This is a genomic window from Pseudomonas coronafaciens pv. oryzae str. 1_6 (genome assembly GCF_000156995.2).
Taxonomy (GTDB): Bacteria; Pseudomonadota; Gammaproteobacteria; order Pseudomonadales; family Pseudomonadaceae; genus Aquipseudomonas; species Aquipseudomonas tremae.
In genome coordinates this window covers 5,222,794-5,249,644 of the sequence record NZ_CP046035.1, presented here as the reverse complement: position 1 = coordinate 5,249,644, position 26,851 = coordinate 5,222,794, and the positions used below count along the sequence as shown (strand labels likewise).

Annotated in this window: 24 protein-coding genes and 1 pseudogene; 18 read left to right on the top strand and 7 right to left on the bottom strand. The window is 59.4% G+C overall.

Annotated features, from left to right (window positions below):
• Window positions 1–55: 55 nt before the first annotated feature.
• The 5 genes from POR16_RS23930 (at window position 56) to POR16_RS23910 (ending at window position 5,413) form a co-directional block, all read left to right on the top strand.
• Window positions 56–1,153, top strand: coding sequence for a polyamine ABC transporter substrate-binding protein (locus tag POR16_RS23930; protein WP_005896135.1), 1,098 nt, complete (start codon window positions 56–58; stop codon window positions 1,151–1,153).
• Window positions 1,154–1,325: 172 nt separating this feature from the next.
• A complete protein-coding gene (locus tag POR16_RS23925) occupies window positions 1,326–2,420 on the top strand; it encodes a polyamine ABC transporter substrate-binding protein (protein ID WP_053479530.1) in 1,095 nt (364 codons plus the stop codon).
• Window positions 2,421–2,475: 55 nt separating this feature from the next.
• Window positions 2,476–3,618, top strand: a complete 1,143-nt coding sequence (gene potA, locus POR16_RS23920) for a polyamine ABC transporter ATP-binding protein (protein ID WP_005896140.1) — start codon at window positions 2,476–2,478, stop codon at window positions 3,616–3,618.
• Window positions 3,615–4,535 (top strand): ABC transporter permease subunit, encoded by a 921-nt coding sequence (locus POR16_RS23915; protein WP_005896142.1) that lies wholly within the window; start codon window positions 3,615–3,617, stop codon window positions 4,533–4,535. Before potA ends, POR16_RS23915 begins: the two co-directional genes overlap by 4 nt.
• A complete protein-coding gene (locus POR16_RS23910) occupies window positions 4,532–5,413 on the top strand; it encodes an ABC transporter permease subunit (RefSeq protein ID WP_005896144.1) in 882 nt (293 codons plus the stop codon). Before POR16_RS23915 ends, POR16_RS23910 begins: the two co-directional genes overlap by 4 nt.
• A gap of 169 nt (window positions 5,414–5,582) precedes the next feature.
• Here the strand turns inward: POR16_RS23910 and POR16_RS23905 are convergent, their stop codons facing one another.
• Complete coding sequence (locus POR16_RS23905) at window positions 5,583–7,970, bottom strand: penicillin acylase family protein (protein WP_005896146.1); 2,388 nt, start codon at window positions 7,968–7,970, stop codon at window positions 5,583–5,585.
• A gap of 276 nt (window positions 7,971–8,246) precedes the next feature.
• Here POR16_RS23905 and bipL point away from each other — a divergent pair, with 276 nt between their 5' ends.
• Window positions 8,247–9,188, top strand: coding sequence for a phospholipase BipL (bipL, locus tag POR16_RS23900; RefSeq protein WP_005896147.1), 942 nt, complete (start codon window positions 8,247–8,249; stop codon window positions 9,186–9,188).
• Here the strand turns inward: bipL and POR16_RS26725 are convergent.
• Window positions 9,185–9,375 (bottom strand): annotated as a pseudogene (locus POR16_RS26725) (hypothetical protein). The gene bipL and the pseudogene POR16_RS26725 sit on opposite strands and share 4 nt — an antisense overlap.
• A gap of 50 nt (window positions 9,376–9,425) precedes the next feature.
• A complete protein-coding gene (locus POR16_RS23895) occupies window positions 9,426–10,184 on the bottom strand; it encodes a DUF2059 domain-containing protein (protein WP_005896151.1) in 759 nt (252 codons plus the stop codon).
• Window positions 10,185–10,325: 141 nt separating this feature from the next.
• On the opposite strand from POR16_RS23895, the gene POR16_RS23890 reads away from it, so the two are divergent.
• Entirely contained in the window at window positions 10,326–10,961 is a 636-nt protein-coding gene (locus tag POR16_RS23890) for a 2OG-Fe(II) oxygenase (protein WP_024670418.1), read from the top strand.
• A 137-nt stretch (window positions 10,962–11,098) separates the two neighbouring features.
• A complete protein-coding gene (locus tag POR16_RS23885; protein WP_005888892.1) occupies window positions 11,099–11,536 on the top strand; it encodes a DUF4399 domain-containing protein in 438 nt (145 codons plus the stop codon).
• Window positions 11,537–11,719: 183 nt separating this feature from the next.
• Here the strand turns inward: POR16_RS23885 and serA are convergent, their stop codons facing one another.
• Window positions 11,720–12,949, bottom strand: coding sequence for a phosphoglycerate dehydrogenase (gene serA / locus POR16_RS23880; RefSeq protein ID WP_005896155.1), 1,230 nt, complete (start codon window positions 12,947–12,949; stop codon window positions 11,720–11,722).
• A gap of 157 nt (window positions 12,950–13,106) precedes the next feature.
• Between serA and POR16_RS23875 the strand changes: the two genes are divergently transcribed.
• From POR16_RS23875 to POR16_RS23860, 4 genes are all read left to right on the top strand, one after another.
• Window positions 13,107–14,501 (top strand): FAD-binding oxidoreductase, encoded by a 1,395-nt coding sequence (locus tag POR16_RS23875; RefSeq protein WP_005896157.1) that lies wholly within the window; start codon window positions 13,107–13,109, stop codon window positions 14,499–14,501.
• Window positions 14,502–14,569: 68 nt separating this feature from the next.
• Window positions 14,570–15,235 carry a fumarylacetoacetate hydrolase family protein gene (locus POR16_RS23870; RefSeq protein WP_005896159.1) on the top strand — a complete coding sequence of 222 codons (666 nt, stop codon included), beginning with the start codon at window positions 14,570–14,572 and terminating at the stop codon, window positions 15,233–15,235.
• Window positions 15,236–15,430: 195 nt separating this feature from the next.
• Window positions 15,431–16,363, top strand: a complete 933-nt coding sequence (locus POR16_RS23865) for an SdiA-regulated domain-containing protein (protein ID WP_005896161.1) — start codon at window positions 15,431–15,433, stop codon at window positions 16,361–16,363.
• Window positions 16,364–16,487: 124 nt separating this feature from the next.
• Window positions 16,488–17,393: an SdiA-regulated domain-containing protein gene (locus POR16_RS23860; RefSeq protein WP_024670420.1), complete on the top strand. Its 906-nt coding sequence runs from the start codon at window positions 16,488–16,490 to the stop codon at window positions 17,391–17,393.
• A 45-nt stretch (window positions 17,394–17,438) separates the two neighbouring features.
• Here the strand turns inward: POR16_RS23860 and rpiA are convergent, their stop codons facing one another.
• Window positions 17,439–18,110, bottom strand: coding sequence for a ribose-5-phosphate isomerase RpiA (rpiA, locus tag POR16_RS23855; protein WP_005896165.1), 672 nt, complete (start codon window positions 18,108–18,110; stop codon window positions 17,439–17,441).
• Window positions 18,111–18,276: 166 nt separating this feature from the next.
• On the opposite strand from rpiA, the gene ilvA reads away from it, so the two are divergent.
• Complete coding sequence (gene ilvA, locus POR16_RS23850; protein ID WP_053486352.1) at window positions 18,277–19,791, top strand: threonine ammonia-lyase, biosynthetic; 1,515 nt, start codon at window positions 18,277–18,279, stop codon at window positions 19,789–19,791.
• A gap of 195 nt (window positions 19,792–19,986) precedes the next feature.
• Window positions 19,987–20,415, top strand: a complete 429-nt coding sequence (locus POR16_RS23845; RefSeq protein ID WP_005896169.1) for a DUF2269 family protein — start codon at window positions 19,987–19,989, stop codon at window positions 20,413–20,415.
• A gap of 13 nt (window positions 20,416–20,428) precedes the next feature.
• Here POR16_RS23845 and POR16_RS23840 read toward each other — a convergent pair whose 3' ends face one another.
• On the bottom strand, window positions 20,429–21,085 hold the full coding sequence (locus POR16_RS23840; protein WP_005896172.1) for a histidinol-phosphatase: 657 nt from the start codon (window positions 21,083–21,085) through the stop codon (window positions 20,429–20,431).
• 142 nt (window positions 21,086–21,227) lie between these two features.
• On the opposite strand from POR16_RS23840, the gene POR16_RS23835 reads away from it, so the two are divergent.
• The 4 genes from POR16_RS23835 to POR16_RS23815 all read left to right on the top strand — a co-directional run bounded on the left by POR16_RS23835 (window position 21,228) and on the right by POR16_RS23815 (window position 26,183).
• The gene (locus POR16_RS23835; protein ID WP_002555745.1) at window positions 21,228–21,707 is read left to right on the top strand and encodes an RNA pyrophosphohydrolase; all 480 of its coding nucleotides are present in this window, start codon (window positions 21,228–21,230) and stop codon (window positions 21,705–21,707) included.
• 21 nt (window positions 21,708–21,728) lie between these two features.
• The gene (ptsP, locus tag POR16_RS23830; protein WP_024668687.1) at window positions 21,729–24,008 is read left to right on the top strand and encodes a phosphoenolpyruvate--protein phosphotransferase; all 2,280 of its coding nucleotides are present in this window, start codon (window positions 21,729–21,731) and stop codon (window positions 24,006–24,008) included.
• Between the two features lie 338 nt (window positions 24,009–24,346).
• Window positions 24,347–25,159 (top strand): prolipoprotein diacylglyceryl transferase, encoded by an 813-nt coding sequence (lgt, locus tag POR16_RS23820; protein ID WP_005896178.1) that lies wholly within the window; start codon window positions 24,347–24,349, stop codon window positions 25,157–25,159.
• Window positions 25,160–25,211: 52 nt separating this feature from the next.
• The gene (locus POR16_RS23815) at window positions 25,212–26,183 is read left to right on the top strand and encodes a thymidylate synthase (protein WP_005896180.1); all 972 of its coding nucleotides are present in this window, start codon (window positions 25,212–25,214) and stop codon (window positions 26,181–26,183) included.
• 159 nt (window positions 26,184–26,342) lie between these two features.
• On the opposite strand, the gene cadR is transcribed toward POR16_RS23815, so the two are convergent.
• The gene (gene cadR / locus POR16_RS23810) at window positions 26,343–26,789 is read right to left on the bottom strand and encodes a Cd(II)/Pb(II)-responsive transcriptional regulator (RefSeq protein ID WP_005896182.1); all 447 of its coding nucleotides are present in this window, start codon (window positions 26,787–26,789) and stop codon (window positions 26,343–26,345) included.
• Between the last annotated feature and the right edge of the window lie 62 nt (window positions 26,790–26,851).

Genomic DNA, 26,851 nt, shown 5'->3' with positions numbered 1-26,851 from the left:
TGGCTACAAGCCGCTAACCGACGGTCAGTGATAAAAAAACACATTGGAGCTACGCATGAAAAAATTTGGCAAGACCCTTCTCGCGCTGTCCCTGATGGGCGTCGTGGCCACTGCTGCGCAGGCCGATGACAAAGTGCTGCACGTCTACAACTGGTCCGATTACATCGCGCCGGACACCGTTGCCAAGTTCGAGAAAGAATCGGGCATCAAGGTGGTCTACGACGTTTTTGACAGCAACGAGACGCTGGAAGCCAAATTGCTGGCCGGCAAGTCCGGTTATGACATCGTCGTACCGTCCAACAACTTCCTCGCCAAGCAGATCAAGGCTGGCGTCTATCAGGAACTGGACAAGTCCAAACTGCCGAACTGGAAGAACCTGAACGAATCGCTACTCAAGGCCGTGTCGGTCAGCGACCCGGAAAACAAGCACGCCTTCCCGTACATGTGGGGTTCGATCGGTATCGGCATCAACCCGGACAAGGTCAAGGCCGCGCTGGGTGCTGACGCGCCAGTCAACTCGTGGGACTTGCTGTTCAAGCCGGAAAACGCTGCCAAGCTGAAGTCGTGCGGTATCAGCTTCCTCGATTCGCCAACCGAGATGCTGCCAATTGCGCTGCATTACCTCGGTTACCCGACCGATTCTCAGGACAAGAAGCAGCTCGCCGAAGCCGAAGCGTTGTTCATGAAGATTCGTCCGTCGATTGGTTATTTCCACTCGTCCAAGTACATCTCGGACCTGGCCAACGGCAACATATGCGTCGCGGTCGGCTACTCGGGTGATATCTATCAGGCCAAGTCGCGCGCTGCCGAGGCCGGTGGCAAGGTCAAAGTGGCTTACAACATTCCCAAAGAAGGCGCTGGCAGCTTCTATGATATGGTCGCCATCCCCAAGGATGCCGAAAACGTCGAGGGTGCCTACAAGTTCATGACCTTCCTGATGAAGCCGGAAATCATGGCTGAAATCACCAATGCGGTGCGCTTCCCGAACGGTAACGCGGCGGCCACGGCGCTGGTCGACAAGGAAATCACCAGCGATCCTGGCGTTTACCCGCCAGCCGACGTACAGGCCAAGCTGTATGCCATTGCCGACTTGCCAGCGGCTACCCAGCGCATCATGACCCGCAGCTGGACCAAGATAAAGTCAGGTAAATAAGCCTGTCATGAAACCTGTGGATGCTGCGTAGCTTTGGCTGCGCAGCATCCAGCAGACAGGAATATTGTCTGACACTTTGCTGGTTTGGCTCATAGACGGTAAGTTGCGCGCCGGTTTTGTTTTCCGATCGCCCTCCGGCGCTCAGGCACCTCTGTTTAAAAGGATGCGTTCTTTGTCTATTTCTATCTTGTCCAAAGCCTTGCTGGTGGCTGTCGGGCTGACACTGACGGTCAGTGCTCAGGCTGAATCCACTGTGCATATTTATAACTGGTCCGATTACATCGGCAAGACCACCCTGGCGGACTTCGAAGCCGCCACCGGCATCAAGCCGATGTACGACGTGTTCGACTCCAATGAAACCCTCGAAGCCAAGCTGTTGGCAGGGCGTACCGGCTATGACGTGGTCGTGCCGTCCAATCACTTCCTCGGCAAGCAGATCAAGGCGGGTGCGTTCCAGAAGCTCGACAAGTCGCTGTTGCCCAACTACAAAAACCTCGACCCTGCTTTGCTCAAGCGTCTGGAGAAGAACGATCCGGGTAACCAGTACGCTGTGCCGTACCTGTGGGGCACCAACGGCATCGGTTACAACGTCGACAAGGTCAAGGCAGTGCTCGGCGTCGACAAGATCGACTCCTGGTCCGTGCTGTTCGAGCCCGAGAACATCAAGAAGCTGTCCAGCTGCGGCGTAGCGTTTCTCGACTCCGCCGATGAGATGCTGCCAGCCATGCTCAATTACCTCGGGCTGGACCCCAACAGCACCAAGGAAGCCGACTATAAGAAGGCCGAAGCCAAGCTGATGGCGATTCGTCCTTACGTGACCTATTTCCACTCGTCCAAATACATCACCGACCTGGCCAACGGCGATATCTGCGTTGCAGCCGGTTTCTCGGGGGATGTGTTCCAGGCCAAGGCGCGGGCCGAAGAGGCAGGCAAGGGCGTGAAACTCGCCTACAGCATTCCGAAGGAAGGCGGCAACCTGTGGTTCGACATGCTCGCTATCCCCGCGGACTCGCAGAACGTCAAGGCGGCCAGTGCCTTCATCAACTACATGCTCGACCCCAAGGTGATCGCCAAGGTCAGCGATGAAGTCGGCTATGCCAACCCCAATCCTGCCGCCGGCGAGTTCATGGATCAGAGTATCCGTACTGACGAAGCGGTCTATCCACCTCAGGAAGTGCTGGACCGGCTGTTCGTGAACAGCGAGTTGCCGCCCAAGGTGCAACGTCTCATGACCCGCAGCTGGACCAAGGTCAAGTCGGGCAAATAACTATTCAGCACCCGGTCGTTTTGGCCGGGTTGCCTACCTGTTGGGAGTTTCACCCATGGCAGTTGCCTCCGGCGCCTACAAGAAAGCCATCGAAGGCGGTCAGCAACCCAAAGAGGTGCTGGTCCGGATCGATCGGGTCACCAAGAAGTTCGACGAGACGATCGCAGTGGACGACGTGTCCCTGCAGATCAACAAGGGCGAGATCTTCGCCCTGCTCGGCGGCTCGGGCTCCGGCAAGTCCACGCTGCTGCGCATGCTGGCCGGTTTCGAGCGTCCGACCGAGGGGCGTATCTACCTCGATGGCGTCGACATCACCGACATGCCGCCGTATGAACGCCCGATCAACATGATGTTCCAGTCCTACGCGCTGTTCCCGCACATGACCGTGGCGGACAACATTGCCTTCGGCCTCAAGCAGGACAAGCTGGCCAAGCCGGAAGTCGAAGCTCGCGTGGCTGAAATGCTCAAACTGGTGCAGATGACCCAGTACGCCAAACGCAAGCCGCATCAGCTCTCGGGCGGGCAGCGCCAGCGTGTCGCTCTGGCCCGCTCGCTGGCCAAGAAACCCAAGTTGCTGCTGCTCGACGAACCGATGGGCGCGCTGGACAAGAAACTGCGCTCGCAGATGCAGCTGGAGCTGGTGGAAATCATCGAGCGCGTGGGCGTGACCTGCGTGATGGTGACTCACGATCAGGAAGAGGCCATGACCATGGCCGAGCGCATCGCCATCATGCACCTGGGCTGGATCGCGCAGATCGGCAGCCCGATCGACATCTATGAAACCCCGACCAGCCGCCTGGTCTGCGAATTCATCGGCAGCGTCAACCTGTTCGAAGGTGACGTGATCGAGGACATGGAAGCCCACGCGCTGATCCGCAGCCCCGAGCTGGAGCGCAATATTTATGTCGGCCACGGCGTCAGTACGTCGGTGGAAGACAAGCACATCACCTACGCGCTACGCCCGGAGAAACTGCTGATCACCACGGAACAGCCGGGTTTCGAATACAACTGGTCACGCGGCAAGGTTCACGACATCGCGTACCTGGGCGGCCATTCGGTTTTCTACGTCGAGCTGCCGGGCGGCAAGCTGGTGCAGTCGTTTGTCGCCAACGCCGAACGTCAGGGCGCGCGACCTACCTGGGGCGATGAAGTCTACGTCTGGTGGGAAGACGACAGCGGCGTGGTACTGCGCTCATGAAAATCCGCAAGATCAAGCGCGCTTTCGAGCGCATAAAGCCCAACGGGCGGCAGATGGTCATCGGCGTGCCGTTCCTCTGGCTGTTCCTGTTCTTCGCGCTGCCGTTCCTGATCGTGCTGAAGATCAGCTTCGCCGAAGCAGACGTTGCGATCCCGCCGTATACCGAGATTTTCAGCTACGCCGACGAAAAGCTGCAGATGGTCCTTAATTTCGCCAACTACACCTTGCTCAGTGGCGATGACCTGTACGTTTCAGCGTACCTTGGCTCGCTGAAAATGGCCTTCATCAGCACCTTGCTGTGCCTGCTGATCGGTTACCCGATGGCCTATGCCATTGCCAGCGCCCGCAAGGACCTGCAAACCGTGCTGTTACTGCTGATCATGATGCCGACCTGGACGGCGATCCTGATTCGCGTCTATGCCTGGATGGGTATTCTCAGCAACAACGGCCTGCTCAATGCCTTCCTGATGTGGCTGGGCCTGATCGACTCGCCGTTGCAGATTCTCAACACCAACCTGGCGGTGTACATCGGCGTGGTCTATTCCTACCTGCCGTTCATGATTTTGCCGCTGTATGCCAACCTCGTGAAGCATGACACCAGCCTGCTGGAGGCTGCGTCCGACCTGGGTTCCAGCACTTTCAACAGCTTCTGGAAAATCACCGTGCCGCTGTCCAAGAACGGTGTGATTGCCGGCTGCATGCTGGTGTTCATTCCGGTGGTGGGCGAATTCGTGATTCCCGAGCTGCTGGGTGGCCCGGAAACCTTGATGATCGGCCGTGTGCTGTGGCAGGAATTCTTCAACAACCGCGACTGGCCGGTGGCTTCGGCGCTGGCGGTCATCATGCTGCTGGTGCTCATCGTGCCGATTATCCTGTTCAACCGCAGTCAGGCCAAAGAACTGGAGGGCAAGGCATGAACCGCTTTCGATTCTCGAACCTGATGCTGGTCCTGGGTTTGCTGTTTATCTATGCGCCGATGGTGATTCTGGTCATCTACTCGTTCAACGCCTCGCAACTGGTGACGGTCTGGGGTGGCTGGTCGGTGAAATGGTACGCCGGCCTGCTGGACAACTCGCAACTGATGGGTTCAGTGATGCGCTCGCTGGAAATCGCCTGTTACACAGCTGTTGCAGCGGTGGCGCTGGGGACGATGGCTGCGTTTGTTCTGACCCGGATCAGCCGCTTCAAGGGCCGTACATTCTTCGGCGGGCTGGTTACCGCGCCATTGGTGATGCCGGAAGTGATCACCGGTCTGTCGCTGCTGCTGTTGTTCGTGGCGATGGCGCAGATGATCGGCTGGCCGCAGGAACGCGGCATCATGACCATCTGGATCGCCCACACGACGTTCTGCGCGGCCTACGTGGCGGTTGTGGTCTCGGCGCGGTTGCGTGAGCTGGACCTGTCGATCGAAGAAGCGGCGATGGACCTGGGCGCGCGTCCGTGGAAGGTGTTCTTGCTGATCACTATCCCGATGATCGCGCCGTCGCTGGCAGCCGGGGGCATGATGTCCTTTGCCCTGTCGCTGGACGATCTGGTACTCGCCAGCTTCGTCTCCGGGCCTGGTTCGACGACGCTGCCGATGGAAGTGTTCTCTGCTGTGCGTCTGGGTGTGAAGCCGGAAATAAATGCCGTCGCGAGCCTGATCCTATTGGCCGTTTCACTGGCGACGTTTCTGGTCTGGTTCTTTACCCGCCGCGCCGAAAACAACCGCAAGCGTGCGATTCAGCAGGCCATCGAAGAAAGCGCGGCAGACGCCTGGAAGCAACCCGACCCAAGGCGCGCGCCTGCAGCGTGAGGACCTTCGTGCGCGGTACGCAAGTCCGCTCTTGATTCTGCCCGCAGGGCGTGGGGGCGAGCTTGCTCGGTTTCACTGTTGGTTCCCGACAGTTCGCGTACAACTCCGCTCCCACGCCCTAAGGGCAGAAGCCTCATTTCCGGGTTCGGCGCAGAGGGTGATCGGATCGCTACTCCCCCGGTACTAGCCGTAAAACCCCTTCCGTATGCTCCGCCACATCGTCTTCGCTAAAACGCTGAGGCATGTATTCGCCCTTCACAAATGCCTTGGCCTGATCCGAATAATGCTTGTCGAACGGCACGCCGCTTTGTCCTACCGGGTTGATTCCCAGGCTGTGGGCAGGGTCGGCGAAGTCGATCAGGCGGCGGGTCGAGGGGCCATAGCCGACCGGCCACGGGGCAGGGCGGATGCTCGATGACAGGTTGTTCGGCACCTCATGGGTGCCTGGCGCTGCATACGGACCCACGTTGAAGATCCTGTCCAGCGGCGGCTGCGAGCCCAGCGGGTGACCCTGAGTCAGGGTGTGCGCCTTGCCCCATACCCATTCGTCCGGGTTGGTGCCGTACAGCGACCTCAAGTGTGAAACGCTGGCCCGCCAGGCCACCTTGACGGTGTTGGCGCGGCTCTCTTCGTGTGGCGAATTGCGGTTGTTCCACCACGGCGAATCCGCATCGGCAGCCAGTCGCGGCAGCGCGGAGTCCAGTGCGCGGGTCGATAGCAGCGTTTCAAACAGCGCATCGCCCAGCTCGTCGTGAAAGGTCTCTTCAGTCAAATCGAACAGGAACTGGTTGAACAGCGTGGCGCCGACCGAGTCGACCGGGTAATCACCCTTCCAGCTTGCCAGCCGTTCCACCAGCGCCAGCTCCTCGGGGTCGCTGATCACACTGCGCAATACCGGAATCAACGGCTTGAGAATGCTCGGTGCGTAATCGGTCTGCGTGCTCAATTGCAGTGCCTTGCTGGCCGTCAGGTCCCACTTGATGGTGGTATCGCTCAGTTGCCGGTTCAGTTCCTGGCCGCGCTCAGGTGGGTTGTAGTAGCCGGGAATCTGCATCCCGCTCGGCGACAGCGGCTGGAAGTTGGCCGACACAATGTAGCCACGGGCCGGGTTTTCTTCCTGAGGGTTGGCGCTGAACGGGTAGAAACCGAGTTTATCAGCCTGCGCGGTGCTGCCATCCAGAATGAAGGCCGGGTTGACACCTTCAGGACGGATCGGCAATTGCGCCGCTGCCCACCAGCCGATATCGCCCTTGGCATTGGCCCAGACAATATTGAGCCCCGGCGACTGGATCTTCTCGGCGGCGCTGCGCATTTTTTCCAGTGTGTCAGCGCGATTGGCCTCGTAGAAGCCATCCATCACCGGGTTGGCGGACACCAGAAAGGACCACCACATGGCAATCGGTGTCTGGCCGGCATTCTTGCCCATCACGTTATTGACGATGGGGCCGTGCGGCGATTCAAGCAGGGACAGGGTGACGGGCGGCTGACCTTTGACCGCAATTTGCTGTTCGGTGCGGGTCATGTCGACCCATTGTCCGTGGTACCAGACCTGATTCGGGTTGTCGGGGTTGGTCTTTTCCGCAATCAGGTCCACGTCGTCGTTCTGGAACATGGTCAGGCTCCAGCCGAAGTCCATGTTGTGCCCCAGGAACGCGAACGGATTGAGTGCCGGAAAATGGCCGTACAGCTCGAAACCGGGCGCTGACAGCTGCGCCTCGTACCATATGGAAGGCACCGAAAAACGAATGTGCGGATCGCCCGCCAACAGCGGCTTGCCGCTTTGCGTGCGGTTGCCGGAGATCACCCAGGCGTTGCTGCCCTCGAACTGCGGCAGGCCGGCGTCCTCAAGCGCCTTGTGGCTGATCTGGGCCAGCTCGCCCAGGCTTTTCCAGTCGGCGCTGGCGAGGGCAGGTTTAGAGTTCAGTACGCCGTCCGGGTGCCAATCCAGGTCGAAGACTTTCAAGTACTGCGGACCCAGCTGGTCGCGCACATACGTCAGCAGTGGCTCGGTCCTGAACGCTGCCGCGAAGCTGTAAGCCAGGTAGCCACCTATGCTCATCGTGTCTTCGGTAGTGAAGCGCCGTTTGGGGATGCCCAATACGTCGAACTCCATCGGCCTTGCGTGGCTGTCCTGATATTGGTTTATGCCATCAATGTAGGCTTCCAGCGCCTGCCACGTCGGCGTGTTCTTGTCCTGGTGAGCGACGTAGGCATCGGCATGTTCACGAATGCGCAGGCTGCGAAACAGTTTGTCGGTTTCGACGAGGTTCGGTCCCAGTATCTCCGCCAGCTCGCCACGCGCCAGGCGGCGCAGCATTTCCATCTGGAACAGCCGGTCCTGCGCGTGGGCGTATCCCAAGGCGCGGTACAGGTCTGCTTCGTTTTCGGCGTGAATATGCGGCACGCCGCGCTCGTCGTAACGCAGCGTGACGGGCGCTTGAAGACGGCTCATGGCGATCTCGCCATCCCGGACTGGCTGCTTGCTGTTTATGTACCAGCCAGCGCCGCCAGCAAGAATGGCAATAATGATGGCAAGAATGACGAGACTGCGTTTCATCCGGGTTCTCTGTAAATGGCGTTAGGCGTGGGTGAGGGTCAAGGTTGTGCAACAGGCAGCAGGCTGATACACAGCTCGACCGGACAGAGCACGAAAGCCTACCGTGATCGAGTGCAAAGCAGGCATCAAGATACTGGACGCCATCGTGCAGGCCCGTAGTGGCGTACTGATCTCATGCCTGAGGGCTGCGATTACAGCGGCACAGCTTGCCATGCCGAAGCATACAGAAGAATATCGTTACACAACTTTACGAGCCTTCCGCCGGAATCTAAATACATGTCCGTCACGTTCGACCCCGACAACCTGAGAGCCAGCCTGCTGCCGCTGAACGTCATTGATCCGCTTTCAATGCACGGCCAGGCCTATCAGCGCTTCTACGGCCTTGCCGGCCTGGGCGGTGAGCAGGGCGTGCGCAGCTGGCTGGGGCGTCTCGACGTCGACGGGTACGAGGTTGTCGGGCAGGTGTGGTTGCCGGAAAGTCCGGTGGCGACGCTGTTCCTGTTCCACGGTTTCTATGACCACATGGGGCTGTACCGACATGTGGTCGAGTGGGCGCTGGCCCAAGGGTTTGCGGTGATCTCCTGCGACTTGCCGGGGCACGGGTTGTCCAGTGGCAGTCGTGCCAGCATTCGTGATTTCTCCGAGTACCAGACCGTCTTGCAGCGCCTGCTGCTGGAAGCCGAGGGCCTGCGGCTGCCGCAGCCCTGGCACCTGTGCGGGCAAAGCATGGGCGGCGCAATTGTGATCGACCACCTGCTGCATCAGGGCGCTGACTCCCCGGCACAGGGCGAGGTCATTCTGCTGGCTCCGCTGGTTCGGCCGCGCGCCTGGGGCTGGTCGCGCCTGAGTTATCACGCACTCAGGCCGTTTGTGAAGGGTATCGCCCGGCGCTTCACGGAAAACTCCAACGCCCCGGCTTTTCTGCCTTTTCTGCTGGCAGACCCGTTGCAGCCCAATCGCCTGCCGACCGCATGGGTCGGTGCGCTGGCGAAGTGGATCACGCGCATCGAACGCGCGCCCCGCAGCCGACGCAGTCCGATCATCATTCAAGGCGAGGCAGACATGACCGTCGACTGGTCGCATAACCTGACGGTCCTGAAAGATAAATTCAGTCAGCCGCAAATCCTCATGCTCGGCCATGCCCGGCATCATTTGGCCAACGAAACGCCGGAAATGCGCGAGCGGTATCTGGACTTTCTTTCCGCGCGCATGGCTTAAGCTTTTTTAGCCGCGCCAGCCTGTAACGCCTTCACCTGGCGACGCAGGCGGAAATTGTCAGTGCATATCACGACTACCATCAGCGATCCGAGAACAACAAAAGCATCCGGCCCCAGAGTGCTCCAGAACAGCCAGGCGAAAACGCCATGACGACCGCAGTGACGAGCAGGGCGATAGAGTCTTTCATAAAGTGCGTCCATTCCTTTGGCCTCAGGCGCACGCTGGCCTGAGCCGGGTTCATTGTCCGGGGTTCAAACTCGACGCACTTTGCCCGACGGCCAGCCCTGCGCGAATCGCGTCCAGCGCAGCCTGATAGTAGGCTTTGCCTTCCGGCGACTCTGCGAAGGTCGAGAACTCTTCAAGCTCCGGGTCTGACAGGTCGCGGTAGACGTACAGCAGCGTGTTGTTCAAGTCGGCGCTGATCTGCGCCATCAGACGTTCGCGCTGGCCCTCCAGCATGCCCTGCGCCTGACCGCCGCCCAGCAGGCCGGGGATCATCTGGCTCAGGCTGTCGGCTGCAACGCCCGCGATGGCGAGGCTGACTTCGGCACCGGCCTGTTTGGCGGGCAGTGCCTGGGCGAGATGGCCGATCAGCAATTGACGTGTGGCGTCCGCCTGAATGTGAGGCAGGCCCTGCGCGTGTTTGGCCAACTGATCGGCGCGGGTTGCGGTCAGCTCGGCATTGACGATCTTGCGTCCCAGCGGCGATTGAAAGAATTGCAGCGCAGGGGCCGGGTCCTTGAGGCTTTCACGCAGACGTTTCGCGGCACGTTGATCCATGGCCTGTGGGGCGAAACGCTGATTGCTGTTATTCACCAGTGCTTGATAAACCGCAGGCGGCAGGTTGTTGCTGTAGCGCTGTTGCGCAGCCTTGAGGGCATCGTTGAAATGCGCGCGCTGGTCCGGCCAGCCTGCAGCCTTGTACAACTGATCGTAGTTGTCTGCCCAGGCAGGTATGGTGCAGAACATCAACAGCAAAACAAACAAACGACGCATTGGGGACTCCTGTCGGCAGGCCGCTATTCTCCGGGTGTTCGCGTGGATTTGTCGAGTTATGACTGCCCTCGGCGAATGAAATCTCACGCCTTTGATGGCATGCCTAAACGCCACTGTCGGATTTCAGGGCTTATGGATACTATGCACGCCATGCGCATACCCTCTGACCACCCATTGCTGTTGCGAATCGTCGACGACCTGGCCGCCAATGGCTGGTCGCAGCAGAATATTTTCCTGCCCGAAGCTCTGACCCTCGAGCTGGAGCAGGAGTGCCGCAAGCGCGCTGCCGAAGGCGAACTTGAGCCTGCCGGCGTCGGCAAGGGGCCGGCACTGGAAGTGCGCGAAGGTATCCGTGGTGATCGCATTCAGTGGCTGGAAGCCGGTCAGGTGCAGTGCTGCGACAGCTATCTGGAGTTGATGGACAGCTTGCGCGAGGCGCTCAACCGCGGGCTGTTTCTGGGGCTCGATGATTACGAAAGCCACTTTGCCTTATACCCGCCGGGGGCCTTCTATTTAAGGCATGTGGACCGCTTTCGCGACGATGACAAGCGCGTGGTGTCCGCAGTGCTTTACCTTAATAACGCCTGGCTGCCGGAGCATGGCGGTCAGTTGCGTATGTACCTCAAGGATGACCTGGCGTATGACGTCCAGCCCACGGGCGGCTGTCTGGTGGTCTTCCTGTCCGGCGATATCCCCCACGAAGTCATGCCTGCAACCCGCGACCGGCTTTCATTGACCGGCTGGTTCCGGCGTCGCGGTAACGAGCTGTTCCAGTAATGCCGTTATGCCTCATGAAAACTGTTTCATGAATGCAGTGAGCCATTGAGCCCTGCGGCGGTCTATCGTGAGCATTCCTGAGACGACGGATCGTCGTGTGCAGGGTCGGACTTACGTCAACTGGATCTGGAGCAATCATGAAATCCTTATTTTCTGGAACGGCAGTGGCGGGCCTGTTGCTGAGCGCATCCATGCTGGTCAGCGCCGCCGACATGCCGCGCACTGCATCACCCGAAGGTGCTGAGGTGTACATTATCTCGCCCAAGGATGGTGAAACCGTCACCTCTCCGTTTACCGTGCAATTCGGTCTCAAGGGCATGGGCGTTGCGCCTGCGGGTGTGGATGTTCCTGACACCGGTCACCATCATCTGCTGATCGACGTCAAAAACCAGCCTGCACTGGACGCTCCGTTGCCGGTCAGCGACAACGTACGTCACTTCGGCAAAGGCCAGACCGAAACCGAAATCAACCTGCCGCCAGGCCAGCACACCCTGCAATTGATGATGGGCGACAAAGGCCACATGCCTCTGAACCCGCCGGTCGAGTCGAAAAAGATCACCATCAATGTGAAGTAGGGCTGTCAGCGTAGGTATGACGCAGAGCGTCACGAACGGCGCTCTGGCCCGGCAACACTATCGTGCCCATGCTCCAGCGTGGGCATGCCGTTCTGGACGCTCTGCGTATGGTTTTGAGAGGGGATGTCACAGCCAGAAGGCGAGCCCACGCATGGCATGGGCTCGCTGATCAGCGCGATCGGATCAGAACAACACGCGGCTGCGGATGGTGCCTTTGATCTGTTGCAGCTTGGCCTGCGCCAGGTCGGAGTATTCGGCGTCGACGTCGATGACCACGTAACCGACTTTCTCGTTGGTCTGCAAAAACTGACCAGAAATGTTGATGCCGTTTTCGGCGAAGACCTTGTTGATCTCGCTGAGCACGCCCGGGATGTTTTCGTGAATGTGCAGCAGGCGGTGCTTGCCAGGATGGGCAGGCAGGGCTACTTCCGGGAAGTTGACCGAGGACACCGACGTACCGTTGTCGCTGTACTTGACCAGTTTTTCCGCAACTTCCAGACCGATGTTGGCCTGTGCTTCAGCCGTCGAGCCACCGATGTGCGGGGTCAGGATCACATTGTCCAGGCCACGCAGCGGGCTTTCGAAGATGTCGTCGTTTGAGCGCGGCTCGACCGGGAATACGTCGATGGCAGCGCCGATCAGGTGCTTGTCCTTGATCGCGTCGGCCAGGGCGTCCAGCTCGACGACTGTGCCGCGAGCGGCGTTGATCAGAATGCTGCCCTTTTTCATCGCGCGGATTTCTTTCTCGCCGATCATCCACTGGGTTTCTGTGGTTTCCGGAACGTGCAGGGTCACGATGTCGGACATGCCCAGCAGCTCGGTCAGGCTGGACACCTGAGTGGCGTTGCCTAGTGGCAGCTTGGTCAGCGTGTCGTAAAAGTAGACCTGCATGCCCAGGCCCTCAGCCAGTACCGACAGCTGGGTACCGATCGAGCCGTAGCCGATGATGCCCAGCTTCTTGCCGCGGATCTCGAAAGAGTTGGCCGCGCTCTTGATCCAGCCGCCTCGGTGGCAGGAGGCGTTCTTCTCGGGGATACCGCGCAGCAGCAGGATCGCCTCGGCCAGCACCAGTTCGGCGACCGAACGAGTATTGGAGTAGGGCGCGTTGAATACTGCGATACCGCGCTCGCGTGCTGCGTTCAGATCAACCTGGTTGGTGCCGATGCAGAAGCAGCCGACCGCGACCAGCTTCTTGGCGCAATCGAACAGCTCTTCGGTCAACTGGGTGCGGGAGCGGATACCGATGAAATGAGCGTCGGCGATCTTTTCCTTCAGTTCGGCTTCCGGCAGAGACTTGGTGTGGTACTCGATGCTGGTGTAGCCGGCTGCCTTGAGGACATCGACAGCGGATTGATGAACGCCTTCGAGAAGAAGGAACTTGATCTTGCTCTTGTCGAGGGAAGTCTTGCTCATCTGCGTAAACCTGTGTCCCGGAGAAAATGGCAGGGGGCCGGATCGGCGCTGGGCACGATTCGCGGGGGGCATATGCTAGCATACGAGCCCCGCTAAACCCCATTCCAGAACGTGAACCGTTCTCAGGATGCCCATGAATTGTTCGAGAGTTGAGTCCATGACCGATCCCGCTTTGATTGATGAGCTCAAGACCTTGGTCGACCCCGGCAAAGTGCTGACTGACAGCGGTTCTCTGGAAACCTACGGCAAGGACTGGACCAAGCAGTTTACCCCTGCGCCGCTGGCCATCGTGTTCCCCAAAACTACCGAACAGGTCCAAGCCATCGTGCGCTGGGCCAATGAGCGACGCGTGGCGTTGGTGCCGTCAGGTGGACGCACCGGGTTGTCTGCGGCAGCAGTGGCAGCCAATGGCGAAGTGGTGGTGTCATTCGATTACATGAATCAGGTGTTGGAGCTGAACCTCACTGACCGCACGGCAGTCTGCCAGCCAGGCGTGATCACGCGTCAGTTGCAGGCACTGGCCGAAGAAAGCGGCCTCTATTACCCGGTGGACTTCGCTTCGTCGGGGTCCAGTCAGATCGGCGGTAATATCGGCACCAATGCAGGCGGGATCAAGGTCATTCGCTACGGCATGACCCGCAATTGGGTGGCTGGCCTCAAGGTGGTCACTGGCAAGGGCGACCTGCTGGAACTCAACAAGGACCTGATCAAGAACGCCACCGGTTACGACCTGCGACAGCTGTTCATTGGCGCCGAGGGCACACTGGGCTTTGTGGTCGAGGCCACCATGCGTCTGGATCGGGCGCCGAAAAATCTTACCGCGATGGTGTTGGGCACCTCTGACTTCAACTCGATCATGCCCGTGCTGCACGCCTTCCACGGCAAGCTTGATCTGACCGCCTTCGAGTTTTTCTCCGACAAGTCCTTCGCCCGGGTCATGGCCCGAGGTGATGTGCCGTCACCTTTTGATACGCCATGCCCGTTCTATGTGCTGCTGGAGTTCGAAGCGACCACTGAAGACCTCGCTGATCAGGCGCTGGCAACCTTCGAACACTGCGTCGATCAGGGCTGGGTGCTTGACGGCGTGATGAGTCAGAGCGAGCAGCAGTTGCGCAACTTGTGGAAGTTGCGCGAATACATCTCCGAAACCATCTCGCACTTCACACCCTATAAAAACGACATCTCGGTCACGGTCTCGAAAGTGCCGGAGTTCCTGGCGGAAATCGACGCCATCGTAGCCGAGCATTACCCTGACTTCGAAGTGCTGTGGTACGGCCATATTGGCGACGGCAACCTGCACCTGAACATCCTCAAGCCCGAAAATCTCGACAAGGACGAGTTCTTCGTCAAGTGCGCGCGGGTCAACAAGTGGGTGTTCGAGACCGTAGAGAAGTACAACGGCTCGATTTCTGCCGAACACGGGGTAGGGATGACCAAGCGTGACTACCTGACGTACAGTCGTTCGCCGGTCGAAATCGAATACATGAAGGCGCTTAAGGCGGTCTTCGACCCGAACGGCATCATGAACCCCGGAAAAATATTCGCGGTCTGAGTTCCTGTCGTACCGTGCATCGCCACGCCAACACTGCCACGCCACACTAATCAGACTCAGGAGACGTCATGAGCTACCAGCACAAATATGTTGATGGAACGAGCATTCACTTTCCGCTGGGCAAAGTGGTATGCATCGGTCGCAACTACGCCGAGCATGCCAAGGAACTGGGCAACCCGGTGCCTGCCGAGCCGTTGCTGTTCATGAAACCGGGCAGTGCGGTGGTTGCGCTGGAAGGCGGGTTCGCTATACCGGCAGATCGCGGTTCAGTGCATTACGAGGCTGAAATCGTGGTACTGATCGGCAAGCCTCTGAGCAAGAATCCGTCCCGTGAAGAAGTGCTGGACGCAATCAGCGGTTTCGCACCGGGGCTGGACCTTACTCTGCGTGACGTCCAGTCGCGTCTGCGCGAGAAAGGTCTGCCTTGGGAACTGGCCAAGTGTTTCGACGGCGCCGCAGTGATTCCGCCATTCGTTCCGGCGGGCACCTTTACCGACCTCACCGATATCGGCATTCGCCTGACCATCAACGGCAAGGTCGTGCAGGATGGCAACAGCAGCCTGATGCTCAACCCTATCGTGCCGATGATCCAGCACATGGCGACCAACTTTTCGCTGCAGGCCGGTGACATCATCATGACAGGCACGCCTGCGGGTGTCGGCCCGTTTCAAGCCGGTGATGAAATCGTTCTGGAGCTGGTCGGGCAAGCGCCGTTCAGCAGCGTCGTTCGCTAAGCGAACAGCCGCCTGACGTTTCAGCCAACGCCACGCGGGGTCATTCCCGGGTGGCTTTTGTTTACCCGGTAGTTGATAGTTCCTGCGGTTTTGCGTTTTTTTCACGCCTGGTCTGGATAATCCCGCCGAGCTTCGCGGGCATGAACTCGCCGGCTCACAGTCGTCACGACATCTCATCTGCTCAGGAACACGTTAATGGCCATTCCTGCCCAAACGCCGCCTCGCGCCGAAAAACGCTTCGCTTTCGTTCGAAACATGCGCTGGTATTCATGGCTGTTGCTGGTTGCCCTGATGGGGTATGGCCTGGCATTTGCGATGCATTGGGATGACCGCGCGCTGCTCTGGTTTCAGGAGCGCTTCGAGACCAAGGCCGGCCGCCACGCCAGTATCTGGCTGCCGGACTATCACGTGGACATCGATGCCAAGGCGTTGCCGGGCATGGAAAAGGACGAAGCATCGGACCTGTCCTACAACCCGGTGAGCAAAACGCTGTTCGCAGTCATGGGCAAGAACGCATTTCTGGTCGAATTGACGCTCACAGGCGACGTTCTGCGCAAGATCCCGTTGGTGGGCTGGAGCAATCCGGAAGGTGTTGCGGTCATGAACGATGGCCTGATTGCCATCACCGATGAGCGCCAGCACAAGCTGACCGTCGTGAAGGTCTCGGCAGATACCAAGACCCTCAATATCGCGGATTTCCCTCAGTACGAGCTGGGCAAATCGGATAATCAGAACAAGGGTTTCGAGGGCATTGCCTGGGATCCGCTTCGTCAGCAATTGATATTGGGTGAAGAGCGGCCACCTGCCCTGTACACCTGGAAAAGTAACGGCAGTGATGTACTGCAAGGCGACAAGCAGAAGCTTCCCAGTCGTTCGCTGGACATGCGCAACTTGTCCTCGTTGAGCATCGACCCGCGTACCGGGCACATGCTGGCGCTTTCGGCAGACTCTCATTTGCTGCTGGAAGTGGACGAGCAAGGCGAGCAGGTGAGCTTCATGACCCTGCTGGGCGGCATGAATGGGCTCAAGGACACGATCCCCCGAGCAGAAGGGGTGGCCCTGGACGAGGCCGGGACGCTGTACATGGTGAGCGAGCCAAACCTGTTTTATTCGTTTCGCAAGCACTGAGCCAGGACGGCAGATAAAAGATGGCCGATATATGATCGGCAAACAAATAGCACCGTGCCATTAAGCTTGCTTTCAGAATGGCGTGGTATCAAGTCCGCCCGCTCAATCCGTCCGAGTCACCCGAATGCGCCGTTCTACCCGCTCTTTACTCCTGCTCCTCGCGCTTGTGCCGCTGGTTGCGATATTCATGCTCGCCAATCAACGGTATCGCTACGTAGAGAGCGCCCTGTTCGACTGGCAAATGTTCTGGCAATCCGAATCGCTTCAGGCCATTGGCCTTGATCAGTATCGCGTCGTGACAGAAGGGCAGGTTATTACAGGGCTGGAAGATGATGTTTCGGGTCTCAGTTACGACCCGGATCGCAAGAGCCTGTTCACAGTGACCAACCAGAATGCCGAGCTGGTCGAGCTGAGCCTCGATGGCCGCGTGCTGCGGCGCATTCCGTTGGTGGGCTTTGGCGATGCTGAAGCTGTTGAATACATCAGCCCCGGCCTGTATGTCATCAGCGACGAGCGTCGGCTGCGGCTGATTCAGATTCACGTCGATGACAACACAAAAAGCCTCAACGCCGCCGACGCCGAGCAACTGACGCTGGGGATCAACGCGGGCGGCAACAAAGGTTACGAGGGGCTAGCCTATGACTCGGTGGGCAAGCGCCTGTTCGTTGCCAGAGAACGCGACCCGGTGCAGATCATCGAGGTGCGCGGCTTTCCAAAGACCAACCACGACGCCCCCGGCGATCTCCAGGTAATTTCCAACAGCAAGCGCGATGGCCGGTTGTCCGTTCGTGATTTGTCCAGCCTGCAATTCGACGAGACCAGCGGCCACCTGCTGGCATTGTCCGATGAATCGAAGCGTATTCTGGAACTCGACACCAGTGGGCATCCGATTGGCAGCGGCTCGCTGGCAAAAGGCTCGATGGGGCTGAGCAAAGGTGTGCCGCAGGCAGAGGGTATGGCGATGGACGCGGAAGGGACGTTGTACCTGGTGAGCGAGCCGAACCTTTTTTACGTTTTTCGCAAGCCCTGAGCCGCTGCCGGCCATGCCCACCTTGCGTGGGCATGGCCGGGTGTATCAGCGCTTCAGAGTCTTCACGCCTTCATCGGTGCCCAGCAGCAATAAGTCTGCTGGACGGGCTGCGAACAGACCGTTGGTGACCACGCCGACGATGGCATTGATGCTGGCTTCCAGCTCCACCGGGTTGGTAATGCTCATGTTGTGGACGTCGATGATGATATTGCCATTGTCAGTCAGCACGCCTTCCCGGTAAACCGGATCACCGCCCAGTTTCACCAGTTGCCGAGCGACGTGGCTGCGGGCCATCGGAATGACTTCGACCGGCAGCGGGAATGCGCCCAGCACTGGCACCAGCTTGCTGCCATCGGCGATGCAGATGAAGGTTTTGGCCACCGCCGCGACAATTTTCTCGCGAGTCAGCGCCGCGCCGCCGCCCTTGATCAGGTTCAGATGCTCATCGCTCTCATCGGCACCGTCGACGTAGAACTCCAGATCACTCACAGTGTTCAGTTCATAAACCGGAATACCATGGCCCTTGAGGCGCGCAGCGGTAGCTTCCGAGCTCGCAACCGCGCCGTCGAACGCTGCCTTGTGCTTTGCCAGCGCATCGATGAAGCAGTTGGCCGTGGAGCCGGTGCCGACGCCCACGATACTTTTGTCGTCGAGCTTTGGAAGGATGAAATCGACAGCGGCTTGGGCGACTGCCTGTTTGAGTTGATCCTGGGTCATGCGGGCTCCACGATGCCTGATGTAAGTAGATAAGAGGTAGGGATGAGCAAAAAGGCCCGCATTATAGCGGTGACTGCGCTGTAAAGCCCCGTCATTCGTGTGGTCGTCCTCGGGTACGCAGGGTAGACTTCCCGGCCTTGCCCGCTTCGTCAGTGATGCCGCCCCGATGCTTGAACAGTACGTCAAGAAGATCCTCACCTCCCGCGTCTACGACGTTGCCATCGAAACGCCGCTGCAAGGCGCTCGCCAGCTGTCCGAGCGGCTGAACAATCAGGTGCTGCTCAAGCGCGAGGACCTGCAGCCAGTGTTCTCTTTCAAGATTCGTGGCGCGTACAACAAGCTGGCGCAACTGAGCGCAGAAGAAACGGCACGCGGCGTAGTCACGGCCTCGGCGGGCAACCATGCGCAAGGCCTTGCGCTGGCGGCACGCGAACTGGGCATTCTGGCAACCATTGTCATGCCGCGCACCACGCCGGAGATCAAGGTGGAAGGCGTGCGCTCGCGCGGGGCCACCGTCGTTTTGCATGGCGATTCATTTCCGGAGGCGCTGGCGTACTCGCTGAAACTGGTCGATGAACAAGGGTTTGTGTACATCCACCCGTACGACGACCCCGACACCATTGCCGGGCAAGGCACAGTGGCGATGGAGATTCTTCGCCAGCAACCGGGCCAGCTGGACGCGATTTTCGTGCCGGTGGGCGGCGGCGGTCTGATCGCGGGAATCGCGGCTTACGTGAAGTACCTGCGCCCGGAAATCAGGGTGATCGGCGTCGAGCCGGACGACTCCAACTGCCTGCAGGCGGCTATGGCGGCTGGCGAGCGCGTGGTGCTGAGCCAGGTCGGCTTGTTTGCCGATGGCGTGGCAGTCGCGCAGATCGGTTATCACACCTTTGAAGTGTGTCGTCATTATGTCGATGAAGTGATCACCGTCAGCACCGATGAGATATGCGCTGCGATCAAGGACATCTACGACGACACCCGCTCCATCACCGAGCCATCAGGCGCGCTGGGCGTGGCGGGGATCAAGAAGTACGTCGAACAACGCGGCGTGAAAGGGCAGACGCTGGTAGCGATCGATTCAGGCGCCAACGTAAACTTCGACCGCTTGCGCCATGTGGCCGAACGCGCCGAACTGGGCGAAGGCCGCGAGGCGATCATCGCCGTGACCATCCCCGAACAGCCAGGCAGCTTCAAGGCCTTCTGCGAAGCGATCGGCAAACGACAGATCACCGAATTCAACTACCGCTACCACACTGCCCGCGAAGCACACATCTTCGTAGGCGTGCAGACTCATCCGGAAAACGATCCGCGCAGCGCATTGATCGCCAGCCTCACCGGGCAGGGCTTTCCGGTGCTTGACCTGACTGACAACGAACTGGCCAAACTGCACATTCGGCATATGGTCGGCGGGCATGCCGAGCGCGTCGACGATGAAGTGGTGCTGCGCTTCGAATTCCCGGAACGGCCGGGCGCGTTGTTCAACTTCCTCAACCGCCTGGGCGGCCGCTGGACCATTTCGATGTTCCACTACCGCAACCACGGCGCGGCAGATGGCCGGGTGGTGGCTGGTTTGGTGGTGCCAGAAGAAGAACGGCATCTGGTAGGCGCGGCGCTGGACGAGATCGGCTACCCGTACTGGGACGAGAGCGAAAACCCGGCGTATCGGTTGTTTTTGGGCTGATGCCGTGGATATCTCTCGTTCCTCACGACGCTCTGCGTGCGATTTTGCGTGTGGTGCGGCGCAGATTTGCAACGCAGAGCGTCACCCAAGGCATTCCTTAGCTTGAACGTGAGGAACGATAGGTGTTTCAGGGCACGAATCCTGTGTCCGCGCTGCTAAACTCACTCAAGCCCGATTCCAGAGGAACACCGCGTCATGGAACCCATCACCACCCTCAATACCCTGCACATCGTTGCCCTGACGTTATTGCTGATCAGCGCGTTGGTATTGGCCAGCGGGGTCGTCAAGGTTCGTCTTGAAGGCGATACGACCATCCAGAATCGTCTGCTCAAGCGGCCTTTGGTGTTTTTCTGGCTGCTGATGGCCGCGTGTCTGGCGACGTTGCCGTTCAGTGGTTGGTGGTTGGTGCATCTGAAAGGGTTATCGCTGGGCCAGACATGGGTTCTGGGTAGCAGTCTGCTCTACACGCTGGGGCTGTGCAGCTGGATCTGGCTGGTTATCAGGCTCAACCGGCTGCGCCTCGGTGCCAAGGGTGCCAAACGAGGGTTTACCCTTGCGCTTACTGTGATCAGCGTCGTGTGCTTTGTGGCGATGGCCGGTCTGATGGGCTTCAAACCGGCCTGAGCCTCAGTGCGGCTTAGCTGCGCAAGGTAATGACAGGCCAGCCGCGCCGCTCGGCTTCCGCGCGCAAATTGGCGTCCGGGTCCACTGCAACCGGGTTGGCAACTTGCTCCAGCAGCGGCAGGTCGTTCATCGAATCGCTGTAGAAATAGCTGTCCTCTAGACTGAACGCGTTGTCCTCCAGCCACTGATTGAGTCGTGTCACCTTGCCCTCGCGGAAGCAGGGGATATCAGTCGTGCGGCCCGTGTAACGCCCATCGAGCATCTCGCACTCCGTCGCCAGCAGCGTATCGATACCCAGGCGCGCTACGATCGGCGCAGTCACAAAGCGATTGGTCGCGGTGATGACCACCAGTTTGTCGCCTGCCTCCCGATGCTTGCCGATAAGCTCAAGCGCTTTGGGCAGGATCATGGGCTCGATACAGTCACGCATGAACTCGCGGTGCCATTCCTCAAGCTGAGCCATGTCAGTGTTGCCCAGAATCTCCAGCGTAAAATTAAGGTACTCGGTCATGTTCAGGGTGCCAGCCAGGTAATCCTGATAAAACTCGTCGTTGCGGGTCTTGTAGGTGGCGGCATCAAGGATCCCGCGCTGGCACAGGTAATCGCCCCAGGCGTGATCGCTGTCACCGCCCAGAAGCGTGTTGTCGAGGTCGAATAAAGCCAGGCGCATAGGGTTACTCGCTGAAATAGTTGAAAAAAGAGCCCCAGAATACGAGGTTTTCACAAGTCTTCACATAAGGTGATAAGCCTCGTTGCTGGTTTGATCGCCTTTGTGGAACAATGCGGCGACATGCGTTTGCGAGGTTGTTGCCGTGATCGACCCCGATGGTTTCCGTCCTAATGTCGGGATTATTCTGACAAACGATGCTGGTCAGGTCCTATGGGCTCGGCGTATTAACCAGGATGCCTGGCAGTTTCCTCAGGGGGGTATCAACCCGCAGGAAACGCCGGAAGACGCGCTTTATCGTGAATTGAACGAAGAAGTCGGGCTTGAGCGACATGATGTGCAAATACTTGCCTGCACTCGGGGCTGGTTGCGCTATCGTCTGCCGCAACGTCTGGTCCGCACACACAGCCAGCCGCTGTGTATCGGCCAGAAGCAAAAATGGTTTCTCCTGCGCCTGATCTCCAACGAGCAGCGGGTGCGGATGGATTTGACCGGCAAACCGGAGTTCGATGGCTGGCGCTGGGTCAGCTATTGGTACCCGTTAGGCCAGGTGGTGACATTCAAGCGCGAGGTGTATCGACGCGCACTCAAAGAGCTTGCCCCGCGCCTGTTATCGCGCGACTGACACGGAGTTCGACCCCGAGCCATGCTCAATACGCTGCGCAAGATCGTCCAGGAAGTTAACTCCGCCAAGGATCTCAAGGCGGCGTTGGGCATTATTGTGTTGCGCGTGAAGGAGGCCATGGGCAGCCAGGTCTGCTCGGTCTACCTGCTTGATGCCGAAGTGAACCGTTTCGTTCTGATGGCCTCCGAAGGCCTCAACAAGCGCTCCATCGGCAAAGTCAGCATGGCCCCGAATGAAGGCCTCGTCGGTCTTGTCGGTACGCGCGAAGAACCACTTAACCTCGAAAACGCTGCAGGTCACCCTCGCTATCGCTACTTTGCCGAAACCGGTGAAGAGCGCTACGCCTCGTTTCTGGGCGCGCCGATCATCCACCATCGTCGGGTAGTCGGTGTACTGGTCATCCAGCAAAAGGAGCGCCGTCAGTTCGACGAGGGCGAAGAAGCCTTCCTTGTCACCATGAGTGCGCAACTGGCAGGCGTTATTGCGCATGCCGAGGCCACTGGCTCGATCCGCGGTCTGGGTCGCCAGGGCAAGGGCATCCAGGAAGCCAAGTTCGTCGGCGTTGCCGGTTCGCCGGGTGCGGCAGTCGGTGTAGCGGTGGTCATGCTCCCGCCTGCCGATCTTGAGGTGGTGCCGGACAAGACCGTCACTGATATCGCCGCCGAGCTGGCGCTGTTCCAGAATGCACTGGAAGGCGTGCGCAATGACATGCGCACCCTGTCCGCCAAACTCGCCACTCAATTACGCCCCGAAGAGCGCGCGCTGTTCGACGTCTACCTGATGATGCTCGACGATGCCTCGCTGGGCAGCGAGGTGACCGACGTCATCAAGACCGGCCAATGGGCGCAAGGCGCCTTGCGCTCGGTGGTCAGTGAGCACGTCAAACGTTTCGAGCTGATGGACGATGCTTACCTGCGTGAGCGCGCGTCGGACGTCAAGGACCTCGGCCGCCGGTTGCTGGCCTACCTTCAGGAAGCTCGGCAACAGGCGCTGGTCTACCCCGACAACACGATTCTGGTCAGCGAAGAGCTGACCCCGGCGATGCTCGGCGAAGTGCCGGAAGGCAAACTGGTCGGTCTGGTGTCGGTACAGGGCTCCGGCAACTCCCACGTTGCGATTCTGGCGCGGGCGATGGGCATCCCGACGGTCATGGGCCTGGTGGACTTCCCGTACTCCAAGGTCGATGGCATTGATCTGGTGGTCGACGGCTATCACGGCGAAGTCTTCACCAACCCCAGCGAAATCATGCGCAAGCAGTTCGGCAAGGTGGTGGAGGAGGAGCGTCAGCTTTCTCAAGGCCTGGATGCGTTACGCGAGCTGCCCTGCGTCACGCTCGACGGGCACCGCATGCCGCTGTGGGTCAATACCGGCCTGCTGGCTGATGTAGCCCGCGCCCAGCAGCGTGGTGCCGAAGGTGTCGGTCTGTATCGCACCGAAGTGCCGTTCATGATCAACCAGCGCTTTCCGAGTGAAAAGGAACAGCTGGCGATCTATCGCGAGCAGTTGGCTGCATTCCACCCGTTACCGGTGACCATGCGCAGCCTGGACATCGGCGGTGACAAGTCGCTGTCTTACTTCCCTATCAAGGAAGACAACCCGTTTCTCGGCTGGCGCGGTATTCGCGTCACCCTCGACCACCCGGAAATCTTCCTGGTACAGACCCGCGCCATGCTCAAGGCCAGCGAAGGTCTGAACAACCTGCGCATTCTGTTGCCGATGATTTCCAGCACCCATGAAGTTGAAGAGGCGCTGCACCTGATCCACCGTGCCTGGGGCGAAGTGCGCGACGAAGGCACCGATGTGCCTATGCCGCCTGTCGGCGTGATGATCGAAGTACCCGCTGCGGTTTACCAGACTCGTGACTTGGCGCGGCAGGTGGACTTCCTCTCGGTGGGCTCCAACGACCTTACCCAGTACCTGCTGGCAGTCGACCGCAACAACCCGCGTGTGGCCGATCTCTACGATTACCTGCACCCGGCGGTGCTTCAGGCGCTGCAAAGTGTGGTGCGTGATGCCCACGCCGAGGGCAAGCCGGTGAGCATCTGCGGCGAAATGGCCGGCGACCCGGCAGCGGCGGTGTTGCTGATGGCAATGGGCTTCGACAGCCTGTCGATGAACGCCACCAACCTGCCGAAAGTGAAGTGGATGCTGCGCCAGATCAATCTTAGTAAAGCCAAGGAACTGCTGGCGCAACTGATGACTAACGACAACCCGCAAGTCATCAGCAGCTCCCTGCAACTGGCGCTGAAAAACCTCGGCCTGTCGCGAATGATCAACCCGAGTTCGGTCAAAGGGCACTAAGCGCCACGACAGTCAGAGAATATCGTTCCTCACGCTCAAGCGTGGGAATGCCGTGGGCGACGCTCCGCATCAAAAATCTGCGCCGCGCCGCACATTCAGGGCCGGACGCAGAGTTTCCACAACTGCATGCCGATGTGGAGCGTCGCACGATAGTCGGGATTATCGCTCTGCCACGCAGACCGTGGGAGCGATAACCGCGCGGTCAGACACATCAGGTGCGCTTTTTTCACTTCGTTCAGCCAGCTTCCTTCGGTCGCCGCTAGAGCATCCCGCCGGGGTCCGGTAACATGCGCGCCTGATTCAGTCGCTCGCGAGGGCGTTCCAATTAAGGAGTCGCAATGCTGCCTTACCCGCAGATTGACCCGGTAGCCGTCGCTATCGGCCCGCTGCAAATTCACTGGTACGGTTTGATGTATTTGGTCGGTATCGGTGGTGCCTGGCTGCTTGCGTCGCGTCGCCTGAACAAGTTCGACCCGACCTGGACCAAGGAAAAACTCTCCGACCTGATTTTCTGGCTGGCCATGGGCGTGATCGTCGGCGGACGACTGGGCTATGTGCTGTTTTACGACCTGTCGGCCTACATCGCCAATCCTCTACTGATCTTCGAAGTCTGGAAGGGCGGCATGGCGTTCCATGGCGGCTTTGTCGGTGTGATGATCGCGGCCTGGTGGTTCGGCAAGCGTAACGGCAAAAGCTTCTTCCAGCTGATGGACTTTGTGGCCCCGCTGGTGCCAATCGGCCTGGGCGCCGGGCGGATCGGCAACTTCATCAACGCCGAGCTGTGGGGCAAACCGACTGATGTGCCGTGGGCAATGGTCTTCCCGCCGTTCAGCGACCCCGCGCAACTGGCGCGACATCCTTCGCAGCTGTATCAATTCGCACTGGAAGGCGTCGCGCTGTTCATCATCCTCAATCTATACGCTCGCAAGCCGCGCCCGACCATGGCTGTTTCCGGCATGTTTGCACTGTTCTACGGCATCTTCCGCTTTGTGGTCGAATTCGTCCGCGTTCCGGATGCCCAACTGGGCTATCTGGCGTGGGGCTGGGTCACCATGGGTCAAGTTCTCAGCCTGCCGATGATCATCGCCGGCCTGTTCCTGATCTGGCTGGCCTACAAGCGCGACCCGGCTGCCAGCAAGGCAGCGGCTTAATACCGAAACGCCGGGTGCCAGCGCCCGGCGCGTTCAACAACGCAGGTGATTTATGAAGCAATATCTGGAACTGGTCGCCCACGTGATCAAGCACGGCACCTTGCAAGCCAACCGTACCGGCGTGAACACCATCAGCTTTCCGGGTGCCATGCTGCGTTACGACTTGCAGGAAGGTTTTCCGGCGATCACCACACGGCGCATGGCGTTCAAATCGGCTATCGGCGAGATGGTCGGCTTTCTGCGTGGCGTGAGCAATGCCGCCGAATTCCGCGAGCTGGGTTGCAAGGTCTGGGACCAGAACGCCAACGAAAACGCCCAGTGGCTGAACAACCCGTTCCGCAAGGGCGAAGACGATCTGGGTGAAATCTACGGTGTGCAATGGCGCAAATGGCCAGCGTACAAGCGTATCGACACGGGCAACGTCGCCGCCATCGAACTGGCACTCGGTCAGGGTTATCGCCAGATTGCCGAATCGGAAGAAGACGGCCAGTCGTTCGTGGTGCTGTACAAGGCCATCGACCAGATCCGTCAGTGCGTCGACACCATCATTAATGACCCAGGCAGCCGCCGCATCCTGTTCCACGGCTGGAACTGCGCCCAGCTCGATGAAATGGCTCTGCCGCCGTGCCACCTGCTGTACCAGCTGCACCCGAACCCGCAGACCCGCGAAATTTCCCTGACGCTGTACATCCGCTCCAACGATCTGGGCCTCGGTACGCCGTTCAACCTTACCGAAGGCGCTGCGCTGCTCAGCCTGATCGGCCGCCTGACCGGCTACACGCCGCGCTGGTTCACCTACTTCATCGGCGATGCCCATGTGTATGAAAACCACTTGGACATGCTCAACGAGCAGATGACACGCGAGCCGTACCCGATGCCGAAACTGGTGATCTCCGACCGCGTGCCGGAATTCGCCAAAACCGGCGTCTACCAGCCTGAATGGCTGGAGCTGATCGAACCTTCGGATTTCACCCTGGAAGGCTATCAGCACCACCCGGCGATGACTGCGCCGATGGCGGTTTGAGCGCATATTCGCTTGTTCCGACGCTTATCTTTACAGGCAGCTTGTGAAGAATCTGGAAAACGCGCTACTGCCCGAAGGGCGTGGGAGCGAACTTGTTCGCGAAGACGGGCGCTCAGACAACGCTGAGCACCCCTGAATGGAAGCTCTATTAAACCCGCCTCAATGCCCGTGACTCCTCCCGACATGCGAGGCCTCGCCCTCTGGAGCTGATACAGCGCCCGTCACTTCTAGCCTCTCCAGTATCGCGCAGTGGTCCGCCACACCATCGCTGCAGCGGCGGCGCAGGTCGAGCAATTGCTCCTGAAGCGCTTGCAGACTCGCCACGCGGGCGTTGACGTGTTCGATGTGCTCGTCGATCAGGGCGTTGACGCTTTCGCACTGGTCCTGCGGGCTGTCGCGCAAGTTCAGCAGGTTGCGGATTTCTTCCAGGGTCATGTCCAGGCTGCGGCAATTGCGGATGAACGACAGGCGTTCCATATGTGCCTGGGTGTATAGCCTGTAGTTGCCGTCACTACGGGCGGGGGCCGGCAGCAGGCCTTCACGCTCGTAATAACGGATAGTTTCGACCTGAGTGTCGGTCAGTTTTGCCAGTTCGCCGATTTTCATGGGGACTCGTCTTGATTGAGCGCTTGACCCTATAGTGGCTACAGGGTGTTCACTTGGCAACA

What these genes read in the sequence shown, in the direction of transcription:
- POR16_RS23870 (WP_005896159.1), top strand. Translation starts at nt 14,570, where the DNA reads ATGAGCTACCAGCACAAATATGTTGATGGAACGAGCATTCACTTTCCG.
- ptsP (WP_024668687.1), top strand. Translation starts at nt 21,729, where the DNA reads ATGCTCAATACGCTGCGCAAGATCGTCCAGGAAGTTAACTCCGCCAAG.
- POR16_RS23915 (WP_005896142.1), top strand. Translation starts at nt 3,615, where the DNA reads ATGAAAATCCGCAAGATCAAGCGCGCTTTCGAGCGCATAAAGCCCAAC.
- POR16_RS23875 (WP_005896157.1), top strand. Translation starts at nt 13,107, where the DNA reads ATGACCGATCCCGCTTTGATTGATGAGCTCAAGACCTTGGTCGACCCC.
- ilvA (WP_053486352.1), top strand. Translation starts at nt 18,277, where the DNA reads ATGCTTGAACAGTACGTCAAGAAGATCCTCACCTCCCGCGTCTACGAC.
- POR16_RS23930 (WP_005896135.1), top strand. Translation starts at nt 56, where the DNA reads ATGAAAAAATTTGGCAAGACCCTTCTCGCGCTGTCCCTGATGGGCGTC.
- serA (WP_005896155.1), bottom strand. Translation starts at nt 12,949, where the DNA reads ATGAGCAAGACTTCCCTCGACAAGAGCAAGATCAAGTTCCTTCTTCTC.
- POR16_RS23865 (WP_005896161.1), top strand. Translation starts at nt 15,431, where the DNA reads ATGGCCATTCCTGCCCAAACGCCGCCTCGCGCCGAAAAACGCTTCGCT.
- POR16_RS23860 (WP_024670420.1), top strand. Translation starts at nt 16,488, where the DNA reads ATGCGCCGTTCTACCCGCTCTTTACTCCTGCTCCTCGCGCTTGTGCCG.
- POR16_RS23840 (WP_005896172.1), bottom strand. Translation starts at nt 21,085, where the DNA reads ATGCGCCTGGCTTTATTCGACCTCGACAACACGCTTCTGGGCGGTGAC.
- bipL (WP_005896147.1), top strand. Translation starts at nt 8,247, where the DNA reads ATGTCCGTCACGTTCGACCCCGACAACCTGAGAGCCAGCCTGCTGCCG.
- POR16_RS23885 (WP_005888892.1), top strand. Translation starts at nt 11,099, where the DNA reads ATGAAATCCTTATTTTCTGGAACGGCAGTGGCGGGCCTGTTGCTGAGC.
- POR16_RS23815 (WP_005896180.1), top strand. Translation starts at nt 25,212, where the DNA reads ATGAAGCAATATCTGGAACTGGTCGCCCACGTGATCAAGCACGGCACC.
- cadR (WP_005896182.1), bottom strand. Translation starts at nt 26,789, where the DNA reads ATGAAAATCGGCGAACTGGCAAAACTGACCGACACTCAGGTCGAAACT.
- POR16_RS23890 (WP_024670418.1), top strand. Translation starts at nt 10,326, where the DNA reads ATGCACGCCATGCGCATACCCTCTGACCACCCATTGCTGTTGCGAATC.
- potA (WP_005896140.1), top strand. Translation starts at nt 2,476, where the DNA reads ATGGCAGTTGCCTCCGGCGCCTACAAGAAAGCCATCGAAGGCGGTCAG.
- POR16_RS23895 (WP_005896151.1), bottom strand. Translation starts at nt 10,184, where the DNA reads ATGCGTCGTTTGTTTGTTTTGCTGTTGATGTTCTGCACCATACCTGCC.
- POR16_RS23905 (WP_005896146.1), bottom strand. Translation starts at nt 7,970, where the DNA reads ATGAAACGCAGTCTCGTCATTCTTGCCATCATTATTGCCATTCTTGCT.
- POR16_RS23910 (WP_005896144.1), top strand. Translation starts at nt 4,532, where the DNA reads ATGAACCGCTTTCGATTCTCGAACCTGATGCTGGTCCTGGGTTTGCTG.
- POR16_RS23845 (WP_005896169.1), top strand. Translation starts at nt 19,987, where the DNA reads ATGGAACCCATCACCACCCTCAATACCCTGCACATCGTTGCCCTGACG.
- lgt (WP_005896178.1), top strand. Translation starts at nt 24,347, where the DNA reads ATGCTGCCTTACCCGCAGATTGACCCGGTAGCCGTCGCTATCGGCCCG.
- rpiA (WP_005896165.1), bottom strand. Translation starts at nt 18,110, where the DNA reads ATGACCCAGGATCAACTCAAACAGGCAGTCGCCCAAGCCGCTGTCGAT.